General features: G+C 71.2%; 22 protein-coding genes, 1 tRNA gene and 1 pseudogene. 10 read left to right on the top strand and 14 right to left on the bottom strand.

Annotated features, from left to right (window positions below):
* Positions 1 to 15: 15 nt before the first annotated feature.
* The gene (locus QSK36_RS28750; protein ID WP_285784509.1) at positions 16 to 888 is read left to right on the top strand and encodes an SAM-dependent methyltransferase; all 873 of its coding nucleotides are present in this window, start codon (positions 16 to 18) and stop codon (positions 886 to 888) included.
* Positions 889 to 1,134: 246 nt separating this feature from the next.
* Here QSK36_RS28750 and QSK36_RS28745 read toward each other — a convergent pair whose 3' ends face one another.
* Positions 1,135 to 1,869 carry a metallophosphoesterase gene (locus tag QSK36_RS28745; RefSeq protein WP_182901761.1) on the bottom strand — a complete coding sequence of 245 codons (735 nt, stop codon included), beginning with the start codon at positions 1,867 to 1,869 and terminating at the stop codon, positions 1,135 to 1,137.
* A 111-nt stretch (positions 1,870 to 1,980) separates the two neighbouring features.
* On the opposite strand from QSK36_RS28745, the pseudogene QSK36_RS28740 reads away from it, so the two are divergent.
* Positions 1,981 to 2,088: pseudogene (locus QSK36_RS28740) on the top strand (alpha/beta hydrolase fold domain-containing protein); the annotation flags it as partial.
* Between the two features lie 138 nt (positions 2,089 to 2,226).
* Here the strand turns inward: QSK36_RS28740 and QSK36_RS28735 are convergent.
* The 4 genes from QSK36_RS28735 to QSK36_RS28720 all read right to left on the bottom strand — a co-directional run bounded on the left by QSK36_RS28735 (position 2,227) and on the right by QSK36_RS28720 (position 5,227).
* The gene (locus tag QSK36_RS28735; RefSeq protein WP_183538296.1) at positions 2,227 to 2,679 is read right to left on the bottom strand and encodes an SRPBCC family protein; all 453 of its coding nucleotides are present in this window, start codon (positions 2,677 to 2,679) and stop codon (positions 2,227 to 2,229) included.
* Between the two features lie 68 nt (positions 2,680 to 2,747).
* On the bottom strand, positions 2,748 to 3,539 hold the full coding sequence (locus QSK36_RS28730) for a helix-turn-helix domain-containing protein (protein ID WP_285784508.1): 792 nt from the start codon (positions 3,537 to 3,539) through the stop codon (positions 2,748 to 2,750).
* 78 nt (positions 3,540 to 3,617) lie between these two features.
* The gene (locus tag QSK36_RS28725; RefSeq protein WP_182901757.1) at positions 3,618 to 4,367 is read right to left on the bottom strand and encodes an ABC transporter permease; all 750 of its coding nucleotides are present in this window, start codon (positions 4,365 to 4,367) and stop codon (positions 3,618 to 3,620) included.
* Complete coding sequence (locus tag QSK36_RS28720; RefSeq protein ID WP_285784507.1) at positions 4,364 to 5,227, bottom strand: ABC transporter ATP-binding protein; 864 nt, start codon at positions 5,225 to 5,227, stop codon at positions 4,364 to 4,366. Before QSK36_RS28720 ends, QSK36_RS28725 begins: the two co-directional genes overlap by 4 nt.
* Before the next feature lie 132 nt (positions 5,228 to 5,359).
* Here QSK36_RS28720 and QSK36_RS28715 point away from each other — a divergent pair, with 132 nt between their 5' ends.
* From QSK36_RS28715 to dnaN, 3 genes are all read left to right on the top strand, one after another.
* The gene (locus QSK36_RS28715) at positions 5,360 to 6,859 is read left to right on the top strand and encodes a sensor histidine kinase (RefSeq protein WP_285784506.1); all 1,500 of its coding nucleotides are present in this window, start codon (positions 5,360 to 5,362) and stop codon (positions 6,857 to 6,859) included.
* Positions 6,850 to 7,497 (top strand): response regulator transcription factor, encoded by a 648-nt coding sequence (locus QSK36_RS28710; protein ID WP_079314250.1) that lies wholly within the window; start codon positions 6,850 to 6,852, stop codon positions 7,495 to 7,497. The genes QSK36_RS28715 and QSK36_RS28710 overlap by 10 nt, the downstream gene beginning before the upstream one ends.
* Before the next feature lie 67 nt (positions 7,498 to 7,564).
* Positions 7,565 to 8,656, top strand: a complete 1,092-nt coding sequence (gene dnaN, locus QSK36_RS28705; protein ID WP_183538306.1) for a DNA polymerase III subunit beta — start codon at positions 7,565 to 7,567, stop codon at positions 8,654 to 8,656.
* A 119-nt stretch (positions 8,657 to 8,775) separates the two neighbouring features.
* Here the strand turns inward: dnaN and QSK36_RS28700 are convergent, their stop codons facing one another.
* The 6 genes from QSK36_RS28700 to upp all read right to left on the bottom strand — a co-directional run bounded on the left by QSK36_RS28700 (position 8,776) and on the right by upp (position 12,876).
* Positions 8,776 to 9,465: a FadR/GntR family transcriptional regulator gene (locus QSK36_RS28700; protein ID WP_139575507.1), complete on the bottom strand. Its 690-nt coding sequence runs from the start codon at positions 9,463 to 9,465 to the stop codon at positions 8,776 to 8,778.
* Between the two features lie 97 nt (positions 9,466 to 9,562).
* On the bottom strand, positions 9,563 to 10,885 hold the full coding sequence (locus tag QSK36_RS28695) for a helix-turn-helix domain-containing protein (RefSeq protein ID WP_183538308.1): 1,323 nt from the start codon (positions 10,883 to 10,885) through the stop codon (positions 9,563 to 9,565).
* Positions 10,886 to 11,023: 138 nt separating this feature from the next.
* A complete protein-coding gene (locus QSK36_RS28690) occupies positions 11,024 to 11,554 on the bottom strand; it encodes a PH domain-containing protein (RefSeq protein ID WP_139575509.1) in 531 nt (176 codons plus the stop codon).
* Positions 11,551 to 11,727, bottom strand: a complete 177-nt coding sequence (locus QSK36_RS28685; protein ID WP_161628024.1) for a hypothetical protein — start codon at positions 11,725 to 11,727, stop codon at positions 11,551 to 11,553. The genes QSK36_RS28690 and QSK36_RS28685 overlap by 4 nt, the downstream gene beginning before the upstream one ends.
* 75 nt (positions 11,728 to 11,802) lie before the next feature.
* Positions 11,803 to 12,021, bottom strand: coding sequence for a hypothetical protein (locus tag QSK36_RS28680; protein ID WP_183538310.1), 219 nt, complete (start codon positions 12,019 to 12,021; stop codon positions 11,803 to 11,805).
* A 216-nt stretch (positions 12,022 to 12,237) separates the two neighbouring features.
* Positions 12,238 to 12,876, bottom strand: a complete 639-nt coding sequence (gene upp / locus QSK36_RS28675; protein WP_182901751.1) for a uracil phosphoribosyltransferase — start codon at positions 12,874 to 12,876, stop codon at positions 12,238 to 12,240.
* A 138-nt stretch (positions 12,877 to 13,014) separates the two neighbouring features.
* Between upp and QSK36_RS28670 the strand changes: the two genes are divergently transcribed.
* The 4 genes from QSK36_RS28670 (at position 13,015) to QSK36_RS28655 (ending at position 14,650) form a co-directional block, all read left to right on the top strand.
* Complete coding sequence (locus tag QSK36_RS28670) at positions 13,015 to 13,503, top strand: tRNA adenosine deaminase-associated protein (RefSeq protein WP_030508646.1); 489 nt, start codon at positions 13,015 to 13,017, stop codon at positions 13,501 to 13,503.
* Positions 13,504 to 13,518: 15 nt separating this feature from the next.
* Positions 13,519 to 14,001: a tRNA adenosine deaminase-associated protein gene (locus QSK36_RS28665; RefSeq protein WP_183538312.1), complete on the top strand. Its 483-nt coding sequence runs from the start codon at positions 13,519 to 13,521 to the stop codon at positions 13,999 to 14,001.
* On the top strand, positions 13,998 to 14,504 hold the full coding sequence (locus QSK36_RS28660) for a nucleoside deaminase (protein WP_285784505.1): 507 nt from the start codon (positions 13,998 to 14,000) through the stop codon (positions 14,502 to 14,504). The genes QSK36_RS28665 and QSK36_RS28660 overlap by 4 nt, the downstream gene beginning before the upstream one ends.
* 61 nt (positions 14,505 to 14,565) lie before the next feature.
* Positions 14,566 to 14,650, top strand: a tRNA-Ser gene (locus QSK36_RS28655).
* Positions 14,651 to 14,797: 147 nt separating this feature from the next.
* On the opposite strand, the gene QSK36_RS28650 is transcribed toward QSK36_RS28655, so the two are convergent.
* A complete protein-coding gene (locus QSK36_RS28650; RefSeq protein ID WP_079320148.1) occupies positions 14,798 to 15,094 on the bottom strand; it encodes a type II toxin-antitoxin system VapB family antitoxin in 297 nt (98 codons plus the stop codon).
* A gap of 56 nt (positions 15,095 to 15,150) precedes the next feature.
* On the bottom strand, positions 15,151 to 16,011 hold the full coding sequence (ypfJ, locus tag QSK36_RS28645; protein WP_183538314.1) for a KPN_02809 family neutral zinc metallopeptidase: 861 nt from the start codon (positions 16,009 to 16,011) through the stop codon (positions 15,151 to 15,153).
* Positions 16,012 to 16,157: 146 nt separating this feature from the next.
* Here ypfJ and QSK36_RS28640 point away from each other — a divergent pair, with 146 nt between their 5' ends.
* Entirely contained in the window at positions 16,158 to 17,696 is a 1,539-nt protein-coding gene (locus tag QSK36_RS28640; RefSeq protein ID WP_352241059.1) for a dolichyl-phosphate-mannose--protein mannosyltransferase, read from the top strand.
* An 8-nt stretch (positions 17,697 to 17,704) separates the two neighbouring features.
* Here QSK36_RS28640 and QSK36_RS28635 read toward each other — a convergent pair whose 3' ends face one another.
* Positions 17,705 to 18,562, bottom strand: a complete 858-nt coding sequence (locus QSK36_RS28635) for an MBL fold metallo-hydrolase (protein ID WP_285784504.1) — start codon at positions 18,560 to 18,562, stop codon at positions 17,705 to 17,707.
* Positions 18,563 to 18,579: the final 17 nt, after the last annotated feature.

Below are 18,579 nucleotides of genomic sequence, written 5' to 3'. Positions count from 1 at the left end.
GAGCTGGACAACCCCGTGACACAACAACCGACCGCCCCCGAGAGCCTGACCGGAATCGGCGCGACCGCCCTGGGCGTGGCCCTCCTGCGCGCCCAGGAGAGCAGCCGACCGGACCGGCTGTTCGACGACCCCTACGCGCGGCACTTCCTGGCGGCCGTCGATCCGGCGTTCACCCCTTGGGCCGCCGGGCCTTCTCCAGCGACCGCACGTTTCCTGCAGGTCATGGCCGAGCAGGTCGCCGTCCGCACCCAGTTCCTCGATCGCGCGCTACTGGATGCCGCCGAAGGAGGATGCGAGCAAGTCGTCCTGCTGGCGTGCGGCATGGATGCCCGCGCGTTCAGGCTCGCCTGGCCGCCCGGCACCAAGGTCTTCGAGCTGGACTTCGCCGACGTGCTCGCATTCAAGGCAGCCGTACTCGACGGCCGCGGCGCGACCGCCGCGTGCCACCGCGTCGAGGTCGCCACCGACCTACGCCAGGACTGGCCGCGCGCGCTGACGGAGTCCGGCTTCAACCCGGAGCGGCCGGCCGCCTGGCTGGCCGAGGGCATCCTGTACGCGCTCCCGCCCGAAGCCGCCGACCTGCTCCTCGACCGGATCACCACCCTCTCCGCCCCAGCAAGCATGCTCGCCCTGGATCACATGAAGGACTCCGAGCTGCTCCGCAGCGCCCGCGCGGACATCTCCGCCGAACTCGTCGACCTGTGGCGCGGCGGCCCCACCGAGGACCTCAATGCCTGGCTTACCCGCCGCGGCTGGCAGCCCACCGTGACAGACATCGCCGAGGCCGCAGCCGCCTGCGAACGCCCGATTCCACCCGCGTTCGATCCCGCGCGCGCCGACGCCGGCCGGGGCTGGCTGGCCGCGGCACACCTCCCGAAACCTCGCTAAGAGGCCCCTCGACGTGCCTTACCGGCACCCCATGTAACGCGCGATGTGCGTTGGTGCAGCTCTTCCGCAGTGATGGCCCCGTCGACCCGGCCCCGGCACCATCCGCATCCACGCCACCCGATCGTCGGGCAGAACATCACGAACGTCCCGGGCACGGCTTCATCGCTGCACACCTCCCCTGGCCACCTTGGAAACCGCAGGTGGAAGCGCCGTGGATTCGCGCCGCGCCTGGCCGGGGGCACCTAGCTAGGGCACGGGGCGATAGTGGGTGGTGACCCGGCCGTCGTCGAGCACGTGCAGGGCGATGGCCGGCGGCAGGTCGTAGTCGACCGGGGGATGCGCCGAGGTCTCGGACGGCAGCAGCGCGGTGCTGACCACTCCCGGCGCGACCAGCAGCGGCAACCCGGCGAACGTCGTCGACGCCCCAGTGTGGGCGTGCCCGGCCAGCACCGCGATGGCGTGCGGGTGGCGGCCCAGGACCTCCGCCAGCCCCTCCGGCCGCCCGAGCCGGATGCCGTCCACGTACGGGATGCCGAGCGCGACGGGCGGGTGGTGCATGCCGACGAAGGCGGGGACGCCGGGCGTGGCGGCGAGCACGGAATCGAGCCAGGCCAGGGTGTCGTCGTCCAGCGCGCCCTCGGACCGGCCGGGGATGCTGGAGTCGCACAGCGCGATCGTCGCGTGGTCGAGGTTGAGCGCCTGGTTGACCGGGTGGTCGCCGTCCTGCTCCAGCAGGACCTTGCGGAGGTTGCCGCGCGCGTCGTGGTTGCCCGGGCACAGCACGAGCGGCACGTCGTCGCCGGCGATCAGCTCGCGGACGGTCTCGTACTCCTCCATCGCGCCGTGGTCCGCCAGGTCGCCGGTGAGCACGATCGCGTCGGGCCGCAGCGCCCGTGCGTAGGTGAGCGCGCGGGCGGCGCGCGAGGTGTTCCGCTCGCTTCCGTCGATGTGGATGTCGCTGACGTGCGCCAGCACGAGCATGTGATACCTCCGGGCGGATGGTGGGAGCTCCAGCTTCTCACGCGCGCGAGCGGCGGTCAGGACGGCGAACACCGCGGTGTGACGCGTATCTCATCGAGACCGTGACAGGGGGTGGCCGTGCTCAGCGTCGACTACCGCCTGGCGCCGGAGAGCCCCTACCCCTGCGGCCCCGACCACTGCGAACGGACCGCCCTGTGGCTGGTCGAGCACGCCGCCTTGGGGCGCGGCTTCCGGCTCGACCGAATCCGGCGCGCCGAGGTCACCGCCGACGTCACCGCCGAGGCCGCGCCGCCCGCGAGCTCGCCACCCTCGACCCGGCGCTCGCGACCGCGACGCACGCCGAGTCGCTGGAGTCGTTCACGAACCGCGCGTAGACCGCCCGGACAGCCGTTCGGCGAGGATCCGGGCCCTGGCGAGCTGCACCTTCCGCGCCTGGCCCGCCGCGAATCCCATCACGAGCCACGGTGCGCTCAGGTCCAGCCGGTCGTCCACCCGCGTGCCGCCGGCCTCGGGGGACAGGTCGAAGCGGTAGCCCATCCGGACGCCGCCGGGGCTGCGCACCTGTCCCCGTACGGACAGTCCCTCGGTCAGCAGCGTGACGGCGATGGGGTTGTCGTACTTCAGGCCGAGGAAGCGGAACCGCTCGATGGAGGTGTAACGCACCACCCCCGGCTCGGACCGGTCGACGTCCCGCACGGCGACCACGAGCGGTGACAGGCCGATGTAACTCTCCGGCGTCGTGAGGTGCTCGAACACCTTCTCCGGCGCGGCGTCCACGTGGAACGTGTTGGTCAGCACCCGTGTGGGCACCCGGCCTCCCCTGATCGTGCTTAAAGGGGATTGTGGCAGGACCGGATCGCCGCACGGACGCCGGACGATCACGATGAGGTGTCGCGCAGGAAGGCGGCCGTCGCGGGATCGGCCGGATAGAACGACTCGATGGCCAGCTCGGAGACCGTGATGTCGAGCGGGGTGCCGAAGGTCGCCACGATGCTGAAGAACGACAGCTCCCGCCCGGCCCGCCGCACCCGGAGCGGCACGAGGATGTCCCCGGGGCCGGGCAGCTCCACCTCGGGTTCCGGCTGTTCGCAGGGGTAGTCGCGCAGCTCGGCGTACAGCTCGGTGAGCTGCGGGTCGGCGGTGAGCGTGATCTGCCGGCGCAGCCGTCCGAGCAGGTGCGCCCGCCACTCGCCCAGGTTGAGGATGTGCGGGGCGAGCCCTTCAGGGTGCAGACTCGCCCGCAACACGTTGCTCAGCAGGTCGGGGTCCACGCCCTCGGCCAGCAGCGCGATGCCCTCGTTGGCGTCGACGAGGTTCCAGACCCGGTCCACCACCACGGCCGGGTAGGGGTCGTGGGCCGACAGCAGCCGCCGGATCGCCTCGCACACCGCCGCCATCCCCGGCGAGTCGAGCGGCGACTCGGTGTAGACGGGGGCGTATCCCGCGGCCAGCAGCAGGTGGTTGCGCTCGCGGAGGGGCAGGTCGAGGTGCTCGGAGAGGTGGAGCACCATGTCCCGGCTCGGCGTGGCCCGGCCGGTCTCCAGGAAGCTGATGTGCCGGGTGGAGATCTCGGCGCGGTTGGACAGTTCGAGCTGGCTCATCCGCCGGTGCTCGCGCCACTGGCGCAGGAGCTCCCCGAACGGCCGCTGATAGAGCGTTGCGACGGTCACGTTCTGGACGCTATACGGTCGCCGATCGGCCCGGCGATTACCCCTGAGGTAGGCGCCGGACCGCCCGGGCGGCATCGGCTACTCCCAGCGGAACAGCCGGGCCGCGGCGAGACCGGCGGCCAGCGCCCAGCCCGCCAGTACGGCGAGGTGGAGCGGCTGGGGCGCGTGCCCGCCCAGGGCGTCCATCAGTCCCTGCCCGAAGGCGCCCGTGGGCGTGAAGTCGCTGATCCTGCGCAGGATTTCGGGCATGAGCGGCCGGGGCAGCCACATCCCGGCGAGGAACAGCAGGGGGAACATGAGAGCCGAGCCCACTCCCTGGACGACGCGGGCGTTCGGCGCCACGGCGGCCAGCAACAGGCCGATGGCGAGCATGGTGAGCGAACCGAGGACGAAGACCACGGCGAACGTCCAGGGCGAGCCGGGGAACGGCACCCCGAGGACCAGGCGACCCAGCACCAGCGTCAGCGTGGTGGCGACCACGGACACGACCACGTTGATCACCAGTTGGGCCGCCAGCAGCGCGCCCGGCCGCACCGGTGTGGTGGACAGCCGTCGCAGCACGCCGCGTTCCCGGTAGATCACCAGGCTGCCCGGCAGCACGCTGAGCCCGAGCGTCACGACCGACAGCAGCACCATCATCGCCGTGAAGGGCGCGTCCACGAACCGCTGCCCGCCCAGCGACGGATCCGCGTCGCGGAAGCCGGGGATCGTCGTGCCGAGCCCCAGCAGCAATCCCACCGGCAGCACGATCGCGAAGAACACCGCCATCGGCTCCCGGAGGAAGAGCCGGGCTTCCACGGCCGCGAGTTTTCCGAAGGCTTTCGTCATGACTCCTCCTTGCCGGTGAGAACGAGGAACGCGTCGTCGAGGGTGGTGCGCTCCATGCGCAGGCCCCGCGTACGCGACGGGGGCAGCACGGCGGCGACGGCGCTCAGCAGGTCGCCGGTGCCGGTGACGGTGACTTCCCCGCCGTTCCTGGTGAGGGACGCCACCTCGGGCAGCGCCCGCAGACCTTCGACGGGATCGTCGGTGTGGAAGATCAGGCGCTGCTCGCCGCCGGCGCGGGCGACCAGCCCGGCGGGGGTGTCCACCGCCCGCACACGCCCCCGGGAGATGACCGCGACCCGGTCGCACAGGCGCTCCACCTCCTCCATGAAGTGGGTCACCAGCAGCACGGTCACGCCGCGTTCCCTGATCCGTGAGACCAGGTCCCACGTGTCGCGGCGGGCCTGCGGATCGAGGCCGGTGGTGAGCTCGTCGAGTATCGCGACGCGCGGGCTTCCGACCAGCGCGAGCGCGACCGACAGCCGCTGGCGCTGACCGCCCGACAGCTTGCCGAAGGGTGCGCGGAGATCGAGCCCGGCCTCCACGGCCAGGGCCCGCCAGTCGGCCGGGCGGGAGTAGAACGAGGCGTAGAGCGCCAGCGCCTCCCCGACCCGGATCTTGTCGGGCAGCGAGCACTCCTGGAGCTGCACGCCGACCTGTTCCTTCAGGTCCGCGTCCACGGTGACGGTGCCCGCGGTGGGGGTGCGCAGCCCGGCGACGCACTCGACCGTCGTCGTCTTGCCCGCCCCGTTGCGGCCCACGATGCCGAAGACCTCGCTCTCCTCCACGGAGAACGACACGTCCTCGACCGCCACCTTCGTTCCGTACGCCTTGCGTAGGTGGTCCACGGTGATGATTGCCATGGCCAAGACGCTAGGAATCGGACGGTCCGCGGAGAATGCGGCTGCGGACCCGATGGGGGTGCACTTTCCTCCACCCCCATCGGGCGGATCGGGCCACTGTGCCGGCCCGGTGTCGCCCTCCAGACTGGACCCATGACCTCAGCTCGCCCGACGTTCACCACCCTGGTGCGGAGCGCCGCCCTCGCCGGCCTCGCCCTGCTGGGCCTGGCCGCCGGCCTGGTGATGCTTGCGGCGGTGCTGCTCACCTTCCTGGTCGGCCTGGTGCCCGTCTTCCCCTCGGCCGTAAGGCTCACGCGGGCCGTGACCCGGCTGCAACGCGGGCTGACCGCCCGATGGTCGGGCATACCGGTGGACGAGCCGTACCGGCCCGCGCCGCCTCCTCCGGTGCCCCAGTCCGACGGGTGGTACCGCGACGGCCGCACGCTGTACAAGCGGCCGACGATCCCGGCCTTCAACCAGCGGTGGAACTGGATGACGAAGGACCCGGCCACCTGGCGCGACCTCGCCTACCTGCTCGCCGCGCCGCTGACGAACGGGCTCGTGGTCGCCGCGCCGCTGCTCGCGACCGCGTACGGCGTCGCGTGGGCGGCCGGAGGCAACCCGGTGATGGGCGCGGTCTGGATCCTGCTCGCGGTGATCGGCGTGCGCTGGTACGCGCCGTGGGCCGTGCGCCTCCACGGCCAGGTCGCCGCCGCGCTGCTGGGGCCCACCGAGAAGGCCAGGCTGGCCCGGCGGGTCAGCCGCCTGGACGCCGCCCGCACCGAGGCGGTCGACTCCCAGGCGGCGGAGCTGCGCCGGATCGAGCGCGACCTGCACGACGGCGCCCAGGCCCGCCTGGTGGCGATCGGCATGACGATCGGCGCGGCCGAGCAACTGCTGGAAGACGACCCGCAGGCCGCCCGGGCGCTGCTCGGCAAGGCGAGGGAGGCCTCGGCGACCGCGCTGCAGGAGATCCGGCGACTGGTGCGGGGCATCCATCCCCCGGTGCTGGCCGAGCGCGGCCTCGGCGACGCCGTACGCGCCCTCGCGCTGGACAGCCCGCTGCGCACCCACGTCACGGTCGACCTGCCCGAGCGCGCCACCGCCCCCCTGGAGTCGGCGGCGTACTTCGCGGTCAGCGAGCTGCTGGCCAACGCCGCCCGGCACGGCGACGCGACTGAGGCGTGGGTGGACGTGAGCACGCAGGGGCCGGCGCTGCGCGTGACGGTGACCGACGACGGTCACGGCGGCGCGGACCCCGAGCAGGGCACCGGTCTGCGCGGCATCGAGCGCAGGCTCGGGGCGTTCGACGGCGTCCTCGCGGTGAACAGCCCGGTGGGCGGCCCGACCACGGCCGTCATCGAACTGCCCCGGGCGTTCCGGGTGCGGCCGGCGCCGATGACCCCGTGGCGTTACTTCGGCCGCCTCTGCTGGGGACTGTGGCCGATCGCGCTGTTCCCGCAGGGGCTGGTCGCGATGGTGCTCAAGCTGGTGGGGTCGCCGGTGAAGTCCTGGTTCCTCGGCCTGCACGTGCCCGGGCCCTTCCAGTGGCCGGTCATCGTGGGCATGATGCTGCTCGGCGGCGGCCTGCTGGCCGTCGCGCTGGCGACGACGGTGCGGACCAGGGAAGCGGAGGGCGGCACGTGCGGGTAGTGCTGGCGGAGGACCTGCACCTGCTGCGGGAGGGCCTGGTCGCCCTCCTGCGCGCGCACGGCTTCGAGGTGGTCGCGGCGGTCGAGTCCGGCCCGGAGCTGCTCGCCGCCCTGGTCGGCGAGCGTCCCGACGTGGCCGTCGTGGACGTGCGGCTCCCGCCGACCTTCACCGACGAGGGGCTGCAGGCCGCCCTGGCCGCGCGGCGGCAGGTGCCCGGCCTGCCGGTCCTCGTGCTCTCCCAGCACGTCGAGCAGCTGTACGCCAGGGAGTTGCTGGCCGACGGGTCCGGCGGCGTGGGCTACCTGCTGAAGGACCGGGTGTTCAACGGCGAGCAGTTCGTGGACGCCGTACGCCGGGTCGCGGCCGGCGGGACGGCCATGGATCCCGAGGTGATCGCCCGGCTCCTGGCGAGCAACGCGCGCAACGAACCGCTCGGCCGCCTCACCCCCCGGGAGCGCGAGGTGCTGGAACTGATGGCCGAGGGCAGGTCGAACGCCGCGATCGGGCAGCGGCTGTTCCTCAGCGACAGCGCGGTGGGCAAGCACACGGCGAGCATCTTCACCAAGCTCGGCCTGGCGCCCTCCGACGACGACAACCGGCGCGTCCTCGCCGTGCTCGCCTTCCTCAACAGCAAGTAGGGCCGGCCGGGAATGTCGGTGCCGGGCGCTACTTTGGAGCGAGTCGTGGCACAGGCAGGAGGTCGGGATGAAATTCCAGGTTAACCGCGACGTTCTGGCCGACGCGGTGGCGTGGGCGGCCCGGGTGCTGCCCGCCCGGCCCGCCGTGCCCGTTCTCGCGGGCCTGCTGTTGGAGGCGGGAGACGACCTGCGGGTGTCCGCCTTCGACTACGACGTCTCGGCCCGTGCCGACGTCGAGGCCGACGTCGCCGAGCCGGGGCGGGTGCTGATCCCCGGGAAGGTCCTCGCCGAGATCACCCGGAGCCTGCCCGCCCGGCCCGTCGAGATCGTCAGAAGCGGCTCGGAGGCGGTGCTCACCTGCGGCAGCACGGAGTTCGGGCTGATCACGATGCCGGACGAGGACTTCCCCGCGATGCCGCAGATGCCGCCGAAGGTCGGCGCCGTGGGCGGGGGTGCCTTCGCCACCGCGGTCGGGCAGGTGGCCGCCGCCGCGAGCCGCGACGACACGCTGCCCATGCTGACGGGCATCCGCGTGGACATCGAGGGCGTGCGGATGTCGATGGCCGCCACCGACCGCTACCGCATCGCCGCCGCCGAGTTCCTGTGGCACCCCGAGCGGCAGGACGTGGGGCACGGCGTGGTCGTGCCGGCGCGGGTGCTGGTCGAGGTGGCCCGGTCGCTGCGCGGCGGCGAGGTGGCGATCGGCCTGGGCGACAACGTGGCGGGTTTCGAGAGTCAGGGGCGCACGACGACCGTGCGACTGCTGGACGACCAGTTCATCGACTACCGGTCCCGGCTGACCGCGCAGTGGACGATCCACGCGGACGTGGAGGTGGGACCGTTCGTGGAGGCCGTCAAGCGCGTCGTGCTGGTCGCCGAGCGCAACGCCGCGGTCCGGCTGTCGTTCTCCCAGGGACAGGTGCTGATCCAGGCCGGGGGCGGTGACATCGGCAGAGGCGCGGAGGTCGTCGACGCCGAGCTGGAGGGTCCGGACACCCAGATCGCCTTCCAGCCCCACTTCCTGCTCGACGGGCTGGCGGGGGTCGAGACCGGGCGGGCGCGCATCCACATGGACTCGCCGACCCGTCCCGCGCTGATCACCGACGAGGGCGAGGACCCCGGCTTCCGCTACCTCGTCATGTCCCTGCGGCTCGGCTGAGCCGTGCTCGTTTGACCGGCCTCGCCTAACCGTGCTCGCCTGACCGTGCTCGCCTGATGGGGCCCCGCGGGTGCCGTTCGTACGGACCCGCCGGGCGGTGGGGGTTGAGAAGGCAGGGCTCAGGAGGTGAGGGTGGCGGAGTCGGTGAGGGCGATGAGGATGTGCTCCATGCACGCGTGACCGGCCCGCTCGGCCGCGGTGGCGTCGCCGGCGGCGATCGCGCGCACGATCGCGTCGTGGGGGATGTAGTTCTGCTCCAGGGAGCCGCCGGCCGCCGCGATGCTCGCCCGCAGCGCCGCGGAGAAGTCGACATAGAGGTCGATCAGCACCCTGTTGTGCGTGGCTTCGACGACCGCCACGTGGAAGGCGAGGTCGGCCTCGACGAACGCCTCGGGGTCGCCGTCCGACCATGCCTTCTCGCGCGCGGCCAGCGCGGCCTCGATCGACGCGACGTCCTCGTCGGTCCGCCGCGTCGCCGCGAGGCGGGCCGCCTCGACCTCCAGGGCGCGCCGGACCTCCAGGATCTCCAGTTGCTCGGCCGCGCGCAGCCGCCTGGCCATCGCACCCGACAGCTCGCTGGTGGCCCGCACGTACGTGCCGTCGCCCTGGCGACACTCCAGCAGCCCGGCGTGCGTCAGCGCGCGGACCGCCTCACGGACCGTGTTCCTGCCGACTCCGAGGTGCTCGGCGAGCACCGTCTCGGTGGGAATCTTGGCATTCATCTGCCAGGAGCCGGAGGTGATCTGCTCCTTGAGCTGGTCGATCACCTGGTCCACGAGAGACGCCCGCTGCGCCGTCCGCAGGCTCACGTCAGCCTCCTTTGGGTTGCCAATCATCCGATGATGGAATGAGTGGTAGACCCTCATTATTCCAGAGCCTCCAGAACAAGTCCGGAGCCCCAGGAGGCTATCGAGCGAGCACCGTCGTGGTCATGGAGCCCGGTATGTTCACGCGGATTCCGACCGCTTCCAGGGCTCTACGATATGCCCCTGACTGCCGGTCGAGGGCACCGGCCTGGCCCCACAGGTCGCCGAGCATGCGCCAGGCCCGGGCGGTCTCCCGGTCGGGCGCCTCGCCGTCCAGCAGGTCGTGCGCCCGGTCGAGCGTGCCAGCCGGATCTTCGGACCGTGCCAATGCGATCTCGGCCAGGACCATGTTCGCGGTCGCCGCGGTGGTCCCCTTGGCGCTGTCCAATAGATCCAGTGCCTGACCGGCGAGTTCGGCTGCGGATTCCGCGTCTCCGGTCCGGAACCGTACGAAACTCAGCACCACGAGGCTCCGCGCGTGCTCCTGCCGCTCGGTCGGGAACCGCGCGAAGACGTCCGCCGCGCACTCCGCGAGATCGTTGGCTCGGTCCAAATCCGCGCCTTCGGGATTCGCCGCGGTGATGCGAGCCCAGTGCATCGCGATGCGGGCGCGGCGCACGGCGATCCGGGCCGGACGTCCCGCCGCGAGGGCGTCCTCGGCGAGCTGCACGGCCAGGGCCGAGTCCTCGCCTTCGGCCGCCGTGACGCTGGCCTGCCACAGCGCGAGGATCTCCGCGCTGCGGTCGCTCACGCGTGCCGGGCCCGCGGCAGACAGCACCCGCTCGACGTACGGCAGGCCGGTCTCGGCCTCCACCAGCGCGAGCGCCAGCTCGACGGCCAGCTGGCCCTCGATCACGCCGAGCCGGTCGATCTGGCCGAGCGCGTGGGCGCCGAGGTCGCGCGCCCGCAGCCGGTCGCCGGCCCGCTGGTAGCAGCGGCACAGCGCGACCGTCAGCGGCAGGTCGGCGAGGCGCTCGGGATGCGCGGAGGCCTCGCGGCGCAGCCGCTCGTACGCCTCGACGGCCCGGCCGACGCGGCCCTGGGCCTCCAGCGCCCGCGCCACACCGAGGCGCGCGTGGGCGGCCAGCATCGCGTTGTCCTCACCCGCCGCCTTGACGATCTCGCCGAAGCGGTCGGCCGCCACGGCGGGATCGCCGTGATACAGCTCGAGCTCGGCATGTCGCAGGCCGAGCTCGGTGTCGATGCGCTGCCGGGGTTCTATCCCGTGGAGCAGGAACTCGGTGGTACAACCGAGCCGCTCTGCGAGCAGCCGGGCGACGACCGGTGTAGGCGTCCGCTTTCCGGACTCAATGAGTGAGACGTAACTGTCGGACAGGTCGGGTCCGGCCAACTGGGCCTGTGACATGCGCCTGCTCAACCGCAATCCGCGGACGCGGTCGCCGATGGTTCCCTGACTCGGCATCTGGTCTCTCAGGGCGGGGGAAGGGTCAATAGTGTCGCCATAATGGCACGAAGCGACCGAATCGTGTAACCCTCCGTCAAGAATCACGACGATGAAGGTTCGATCACGGTGTCGAGATATCGGACGGGGAACCGTCGGTCAGTCGTCGTCCCCGTCCTTGCTGGGGAAGATCATCTGGCAGACCTCGAGGTACAAGGTCTCCGGATAGGGGATGTGGGGGACGGTGCGCAGGGCCTGATCCTGGCCGGCCGACTCCATCACGAACTCGCCATAGCCGAGCATGCGGCCGAGGAGCGAGCGTTGGAAGCTCATGTCGGTGACCTTGCTCAGGGGCATCATCGCGACCTTGCGCGTGATGAGGCCGGTGGTGAGAAGCATGCGCTGGGAGGTGACGACGAAGTAGTCGACCGACCACTCCGCGACCTTCCAGACGAATCGAACCAGCAGGAGGAGCCAGGCCCACCAGACGAGGGCGAGGGCCTGGCTCGCACCGTTGTCGCTCAGGAACTTGCTGAGGATTCCGGCGAGGATGAGCCCACCGAAGATCTCGGCGACCGGGCGCAGGAGGACGGCGGGATGGCGCCGGACCATGATGACTTGGTGTTCGTGGGGGAGGAGGTAACGGTTGACCGACGACGGGGCCGAGTCCCCGTGGGTCACAAGTCTCATGTCAGGGTGGCGAAGAACTGCGCCATCGAGTCGGCCGCGCTGACGATTCCGGTAAAGGCCCCGTGGACCGTGTGGGCCGCGTCAGTCGGTCTCGTGAGCAGGTAGAAGCCCGCCGACACGATGAGCGTCCACTTGATGACTTTCTTCGCCTGCAACGCCGTCACCACTCCCATGACCAATACATTACCCAGACGCCCCGTTTGGTAAAGCGGCTAACCGCCAACGGGTTTTCGTGATCGTGACGACGGTCAGCCCCGCTCCGCCGCGGCGGTCGCCAGGACCCGCAGATGCTTGCGGGCGATGCGCTCGACCAGTGCGGGGTGCGCGTGTCCGGTGACCTCGATGGCGCCGTGGTGGGCGGCCTGAACGCACCGGGTCACCGTCGCGGGAGGATGCACCCCCGCGAACTCGTCCCTGAGCAGGGCCTCGAGCTGTTCGTAGTGCTCGTCGGCCGGATGCTGGATCATCGCTCTCCCTGGTGGCGCGCCGCTCGCGAGAGCGCGAGGTGACGTCGTCATCACACTGCGTACCCTACTGGGCGCGCAGTGTAACCAGAGGCGAGATGCGGACGGACCGCGCGGAAAGGAAGGGAAATCAGACCCCCGGGAAATCAGACCCCGAGAAATCAGACCCCGAGAAATCAGACCCGGGAAATCAGGCCCGGCAATCGGACGGCGGGGAGATCAGACGACGCCGTACAGGCGGTCACCGGCGTCGCCGAGGCCGGGCACGATGTAGCCGTTCTCGTTCAGCCGTTCGTCGAGGGCGGCCGTCACCACCCGGATCGGCCGGTCGCCGCCGCGGAACGCCTCGTCCAGGTACGCGATGCCCTCGGGCGCGGCCAGCAGGCAGATCGCGGTGACGTCCCGGGCGCCGCGGTCGAACAGGAAGTGGATCGCCGCGGCGAGGGTCCCGCCCGTGGCGAGCATCGGGTCGAGCACGTAGCACTGGCGGCCGGACAGGTCCTCCGGCAGCCGCGTGGCGTAGGTCTGGGCCTTGAGCGTGGACTCGTCGCGGATCATTCCGAGGAAGCCCACCTCGGCGGTCGGCAGGAGCCGGGTCATCCCGTCGAGCATGCCCAGCCCCGCGCGCAGGATCGGCACCACGAGCGGCACGGGGCGCGCCAGCCGTACGCCGTGGGCGGGGGCGAGCGGCGTGTCGACCGTCACGTCGGTGACCCGGACGTCCCTGGTGGCCTCGTAGGCGAGCAGCGTGACCAGCTCGTCGGCCAGGCGGCGGAACGTCGGCGAGTCGGTCCGCACGTCGCGGAGAGTGGTGAGCTTGTGGGCGACGAGCGGGTGGTCGACGACGAGGGTCTCCATGGGAAGAGAAGTTACCGTCTCCTGGGCAAACCCTCGACGTCGGCTGAGTCTTTGATCACGATTTGGAGTGAGCACCGTACGGTACGACTCCGATTCTGCGACCATTGCCTGCGTGAAGACCGTGCGGTGGGGAAGACGATGACAGACGTGGACACTCTTGACTTCGCCATCGTCGTCTATCGCGAGGAGGACCGCTGGGAGGCGGAGATGCTCCCGGTGGCGCTGACCTCCGACCTGGACGGACTCATTCACGCCCTCCGCCAGACCCCCAGCATGGGAACCACGATTGGCATGGTCGCCGTAGGGGATGACTTCTTCGTGGCGTTACGGGTCTTCGGCGAGCAGGTGGACGTCTTCCTCTCGGACATCACGGCCGCCTGGGAGTGGCCGCTGGCGCAGCAGGTCCTCGAATACCTCGACGTGCCGGTGCCCGAGGAGGAGGAGCTCGACAGCGTGCTCCCCGCCGGGGACCTGTCCATCTTCGCCGACCTAGGGCTCGACGAGATGGAGCTGGGCGCGCTGTCCGGCGACCTCGATCTGCTGCCCGACGAGGTCCTGTCCAGCATCGCCGCGCGGCTGGGTTTCTCCCAGCCATTCGAACGCGCCGTCGACGCCGCCATCGGCTGACCTGGGGAGACGGCAATGCCCTCCAGATCCAACCTTTTCTCCGCCGGTTTCGCCCGCATCGACGGCCGCTGGGCCGGCGCCGAGGTCGATCTCGGCGAGGCCGAGATCGCCGACGACCTGAGCGACGCCCTACAGGAGGCCCTCGGGCTCAGCGGCGACGAGCTCGCGCTGCTGTGCGTGGAGGTCGAGGACGAGTGGTTCGCGATCATCCGCTACGAGGACGATCTCGACCCTCGCGTGTTCATCTCCGACGCGCACGCCGTGCAGAACGACCCCCTGGGCGAGATCTTCGCCGAGCTGGCCGGCGTCGTGGTGGACAAGGACGCGCCCGACCTCGGCATCCGTCCGGTCGGCGACCTGGAGCTGCTCAGCGACTTCTCGCTGAGCGCGGAGGAGCTCGTGGAGCTCAGCATGGAGGAGGGTGTGCTGCCCGCCGACATCCTCTCCCTCATCGCCGAGCGGCTCGGCTTCGCCGACGAGCTCGACCGCCTGCGGTGACCGGCTCGCCGCCGGACACGTACGAGGCCGCCATGCGGCTGGCGCTGGCGGAGGCCGTACGGGCGGGCGGGCGCGGCGAGGTGCCGGTCGGCGCCGTCGTGCTCGGCCCGCCCCAATCCGGAGTGTCGCCGCCCGGCTCGCCTGGGCCGGGAAGGGTGCTGGCGGCGGCGGGCAACGACCGCGAGGCGAGCGCCGACCCCACGGCTCACGCCGAGGTGCTCGCCCTGCGCGCGGCGGCGGCGCGGATCGGCGACTGGCGGCTGACGGGCTGCACGCTCGTCGTCACGCTGGAACCCTGCACGATGTGCGCCGGCGCCGCGGTCCTCGCCCGGGTGGACCGCGTCGTGTACGGCGCGGTGGACGAGAAGGCCGGGGCCGCCGGATCGCTGTGGGACGTCCTGCGGGACCGCCGGCTCAACCACCGGCCCGAGGTGGTCATGGGCGTGCTGGCCGGTGAGTGCGCGGCCGTGCTGACCGAGTTCTTCTCGGGCCGCCGCGCCTGACTCGGCGGACGGAAGGAAACGGATGCACGCGCAGTGGTGTTCGTCCGGTAAGCTGCTGCGCGGTGGAGTCGCCTAGTGGCCGAGGGCGCACGCCTCGAAAGCGTGTGTAGGGCAACCTACCGTGGGTTCAAATCCCACCTCCACCGCTCGACGAAAGAGCCGCCGATCCTGATCACAGGGTCGGCGGCTCTTTTCGCGTCCGGAGGCACCGGCCTGGCACGGCCGGTCAGAGCGCGTTCGTCACCCGGGTCCCGGCCGGCCCGGCACAGGCGGCGAGCAGCGCCGGAGAGCGTCTAGTCCTGCAGCTCCAGCACGCGGGCGTGCAGCACCGAGCGCTGGTGGAGGGCGGCGCGCAGGGCGCGATGCAGGCCGTCCTCCAGGTACAGCTCGCCCTTCCACTGCACCACGTGCGGGAACAGGTCGCCGTAGAAGGTCGAGTCCTTGGCGAGCAACGAGTGCAGGTCCAGCACCGCCTTCGTGGTGATCAGTGTGTCGAGCCGGACCTGCCGGGGCGGGATCTGCGCCCACTCGCGGGACGACAGTCCGTGCTCGGGATAGGGCCGTCCGTCACCGACCAACTTAAAGATCACGGTATGTAGTTTAGGAGACGACGCAAAGGTTCGCGCCCGAGGCTCTGCCGGGGGTCTCAGACGCTCCCTGAGAAGGTGTCGCAGCGTGCCGGGTCGCCCGACGAGTAGCCGTTCGTGAACCACTTCTGCCGCTGGGCGGAGGTGCCGTGGGTGAACGCGTCCGGGTTGACCCTGCCCTGGGCCTGCTCCTGGATGTGGTCGTCGCCGACCGCGGCGGCGGCGTCGAGCGCCTCCTGGATGTCGGCGTCGGTGAACGGCTTGGCGTAGAAGCCGGTGTCCACCGCGTTCTTGGCCCACACGCCCGCGTAGCAGTCGGCCTGGAGTTCGAGCCGCACCGAGCCGCTCTCCGCGCCCTGGTCCTGGCCGACGCGGTTCATGGTGCCGAGCAGGTCCTGCGCGTGGTGGCCGTACTCGTGGGCGATCACGTAAGCCTGGGCGAACGGGCCGCCCTTGGCCCCGAACCGCGACTGCAGCTCGTCGAAGAACGACAGGTCCAGGTAGACGTGCTTGTCATTGGGGCAGTAGAAGGGGCCGACGGAGGAGTCCGCGGCGCCGCAGCCGGTCTGCACCCCGCCGGAGAACAGCGTGGTCTTCGCGCCGGTGTACCCCTGGATCTGCTCGCCCCAGTACTTCTGGATGCTGTTGACGACGCCCACGACCCGGCACTTCTCCGACTGGTCGGCGTCGGCGCCGGTCTTGCACTGCGCGCTCAGGTCGCTGGTCGGCTGCAGGCCGGCGGGCTCGTCGCCGCCGCCCGTGATGTTGCCGGGGTTGACGCCGAAGATCAGGGCCACGATGAGGGCGATGATGCCGGCGGCTCCGCCGCCGATGGCCAGACCTCCGCCGCGGAACCCGCCCCCACCGCCGACGTCCTCGACCTGCGAGGCGTCGAGTTGCGCTCGGTCATCGAAATCCATCTGCGACGCTCCCGATGGCGTTGCCGGTTGCTTGCCGGTTGCTTGCCGGGGCTACTGCCCCGGGGGGCGGTGATCATGCCTGACGGTCCGCCATGCCGGATCCGTCTTGCTCTGATCTTCGCGTTTTGCCGGGTTAGGATCACCGCGTGCCTCTGACCGCCTTACCCCGGCTGGTGCCGCCGATGCCGGGCGGGCGGGGGTGGCTCGGCCCGCTGGCCGTGGCCGCTCTCGGGGGGTTCCTCCGGTTCTACCGTCTCGATGTCCCGCACGCGCTCGTCTTCGACGAGCTCTACTACGCCAAGGACGCCTACTCGCTGATCACGTTCGGCGTCGAGCGGCAGTTCGCCGACGGCGCCGACCAGGTGTTCGTACGCGGCGGCACGGACGTGTTCAAGGCGTGCGGGACGTTCGAGGAGTGCGCCGCCTACGTCGCCCATCCCCCGCTCGGCAAATGGCTGATCGGCGCGGGGGAGTGGCTCTTCGGCATCACGCCCTTCGGATGGCGGTGCGTCGCCGCGCTCGCGGGCACGCTCAGCGTGCTGGTCCTGGCGCGGACCGCCCGCCGGATGACCCGCTCGACCCTCCTCGGCTGCCTCGCCGGTCTGCTGCTGGCCCTGGACGGCCTGCACCTCGTGCTGTCGCGCTCCGCGCTGCTCGACGTCTTCCTCATGTTCTGGGTGCTCGCGGGCTTCGCCTGCCTGGTCGCCGACCGCGACGCGGCCCGCATGCGCCTGACGGAGTGGTATCGCACCTCCGCCCTGCACGGACCCCCTCCCCGGCTCGGCCCCCGGCCCTGGCGGCTGGCGGCCGGGCTGTGCCTGGGCGCGGCGACGGCGACCAAGTGGACCGGCGTGCTGTTCGTCGTGGCGTTCGGGATCATGACGCTCGTCTGGGACTGCGGGGCCAGGCGCGCCGTCGGCCTGCGTCGGCCATACCGGCAGGCGGTCCGTCTCGACTGGCCGCTGGGCCTCGCCTGGCTCGGCGCCGTACCGGCCGTCGTGTACGTCGCGTCGTTCGCCGGATGGTTCGCCTCGGCCGGCGGGTGGGGCCGCAACTGGGACCGCGCGACCTCGAACGGCTGGGCCTACTTCGTCTTCGACTCGCTTCGCTCGCTGGTGGACTACCAAAGCCAGGTGTTCGGCTTCCACCAGGGGCTGAGCGCGCACCACGACTACCAGTCGGACCCGTGGACCTGGCCGCTGCTGCTGCGGCCGGTCGCGTTCTTCTACCAGTCGCCCCGCGGCACCTGCGGCGCCGCCTCCTGCTCGCAGGCGATCCTCGGGACCGGCACCCCGGTGATCTGGTACGGCGCGCTGCTCGCGCTGCTCGCGATGGTGGCCTGGTACGCGAGGACCCGCGACTGGCGGGCGGGCGCCGTCCTGCTCGCCTACGCGGCGGGATGGCTGCCGTGGTTCTACTTCGCGCTGGCCGACGACCGCACGATGTACCTGTTCTACGCGATCCCGGCGGTGCCGTTCATGGTCCTCGCGATCGTGCTGGCATGCGGGCTCGTCCTCGGGCCGCCGGGCGCGCCGGCCGCGCGGCGCTCCACGGGGGCGACGGTGGTGGGCGCGTTCACGCTGCTCGCACTGGTCAACTTCTGGTGGCTGTCGCCCGTGCTCACCGCCGTGCCGGTGCCGTACGACGTCTGGCTGAGCCGCATGCTGCTGCGCGGCTGGATCTGATCCGATCGCTAGTTGTAGACGATGAAGTCGGGATAGACGTGGACGCCTGGCCGGCCGCCGATCTCCGCCACCGCGTCGCGGATCTGGCGCAGGTGCTCGACCGTCATCTCGAGCGGCGGCTCGTCCGGCTGGTAGGCGGTGCGGATCGGGTAGTCCTCGCCCGGCACGTTGGTCATCTCGATGTGGCAGCCGAGAACGTGGGTGACGGGCCGGGCCTCGGCGAACTTCACCAGGCGGTCGACGGTCTGCTCGAAGGCCGGCCAGTCCGCGACGTACAGCCGCCCGGGGTAAACGGTGTCACCGGTCAGGAGCAGGCCGGTGGGCGGGTCGTAGAACGTCACCGCCGACCTGTGGTGCCCGGGGCTCGCCAGCACGTCCAGAACGCGGCCGCCCAGGTCGACGCTCCCGGGAACGTCGAGATCGTCGCCGAGCCCGAAGAACTCGCGCACGTGCTCCACGGCGGGATCGACGACGACCGTGTCCGGGCGATGGCGGAACTGGCCGTCGCCCGCGATGTGGTCGCCGTGGCCGTGCGTGTGGGCGACGAGGAGCCCGTAGCCCTCGCGGGGGTGATCGGCCAGCCAGCGGTCCACGATCTCGTCCACCGTCCGGCGCAGCGGGAAGTACGCGGGTGACGCCGTCGCGCCTGTGTCGAGCAGCAGGGCCCGGGTGTTCCCGAACATCAGGAACATGAAGGGCGCCTCGTAGTTGATCGCCTTGTTCTGGCGCAGGACGAACGTGTGCTCGTCGTAGCGGTGCACCTGGATGTCGGGGTCGGTGTTGTGCTTGGCCGACTCCGAGCCGTGAATCCACCGGACGTCGAGGTCCCCCGCTCGCGGAATCGCAGGGAAGTCGATCTGTTCCATTCGGCCCACCCTCCTCT

The organism is Microbispora sp. NBRC 16548 (genome assembly GCF_030268985.1).
Taxonomy (GTDB): domain Bacteria; phylum Actinomycetota; class Actinomycetes; order Streptosporangiales; family Streptosporangiaceae; genus Microbispora; species Microbispora catharanthi.
The sequence above is the reverse complement of the archived record's forward strand: the minus strand, read 5'-3'. Positions and strand labels throughout refer to the sequence as shown.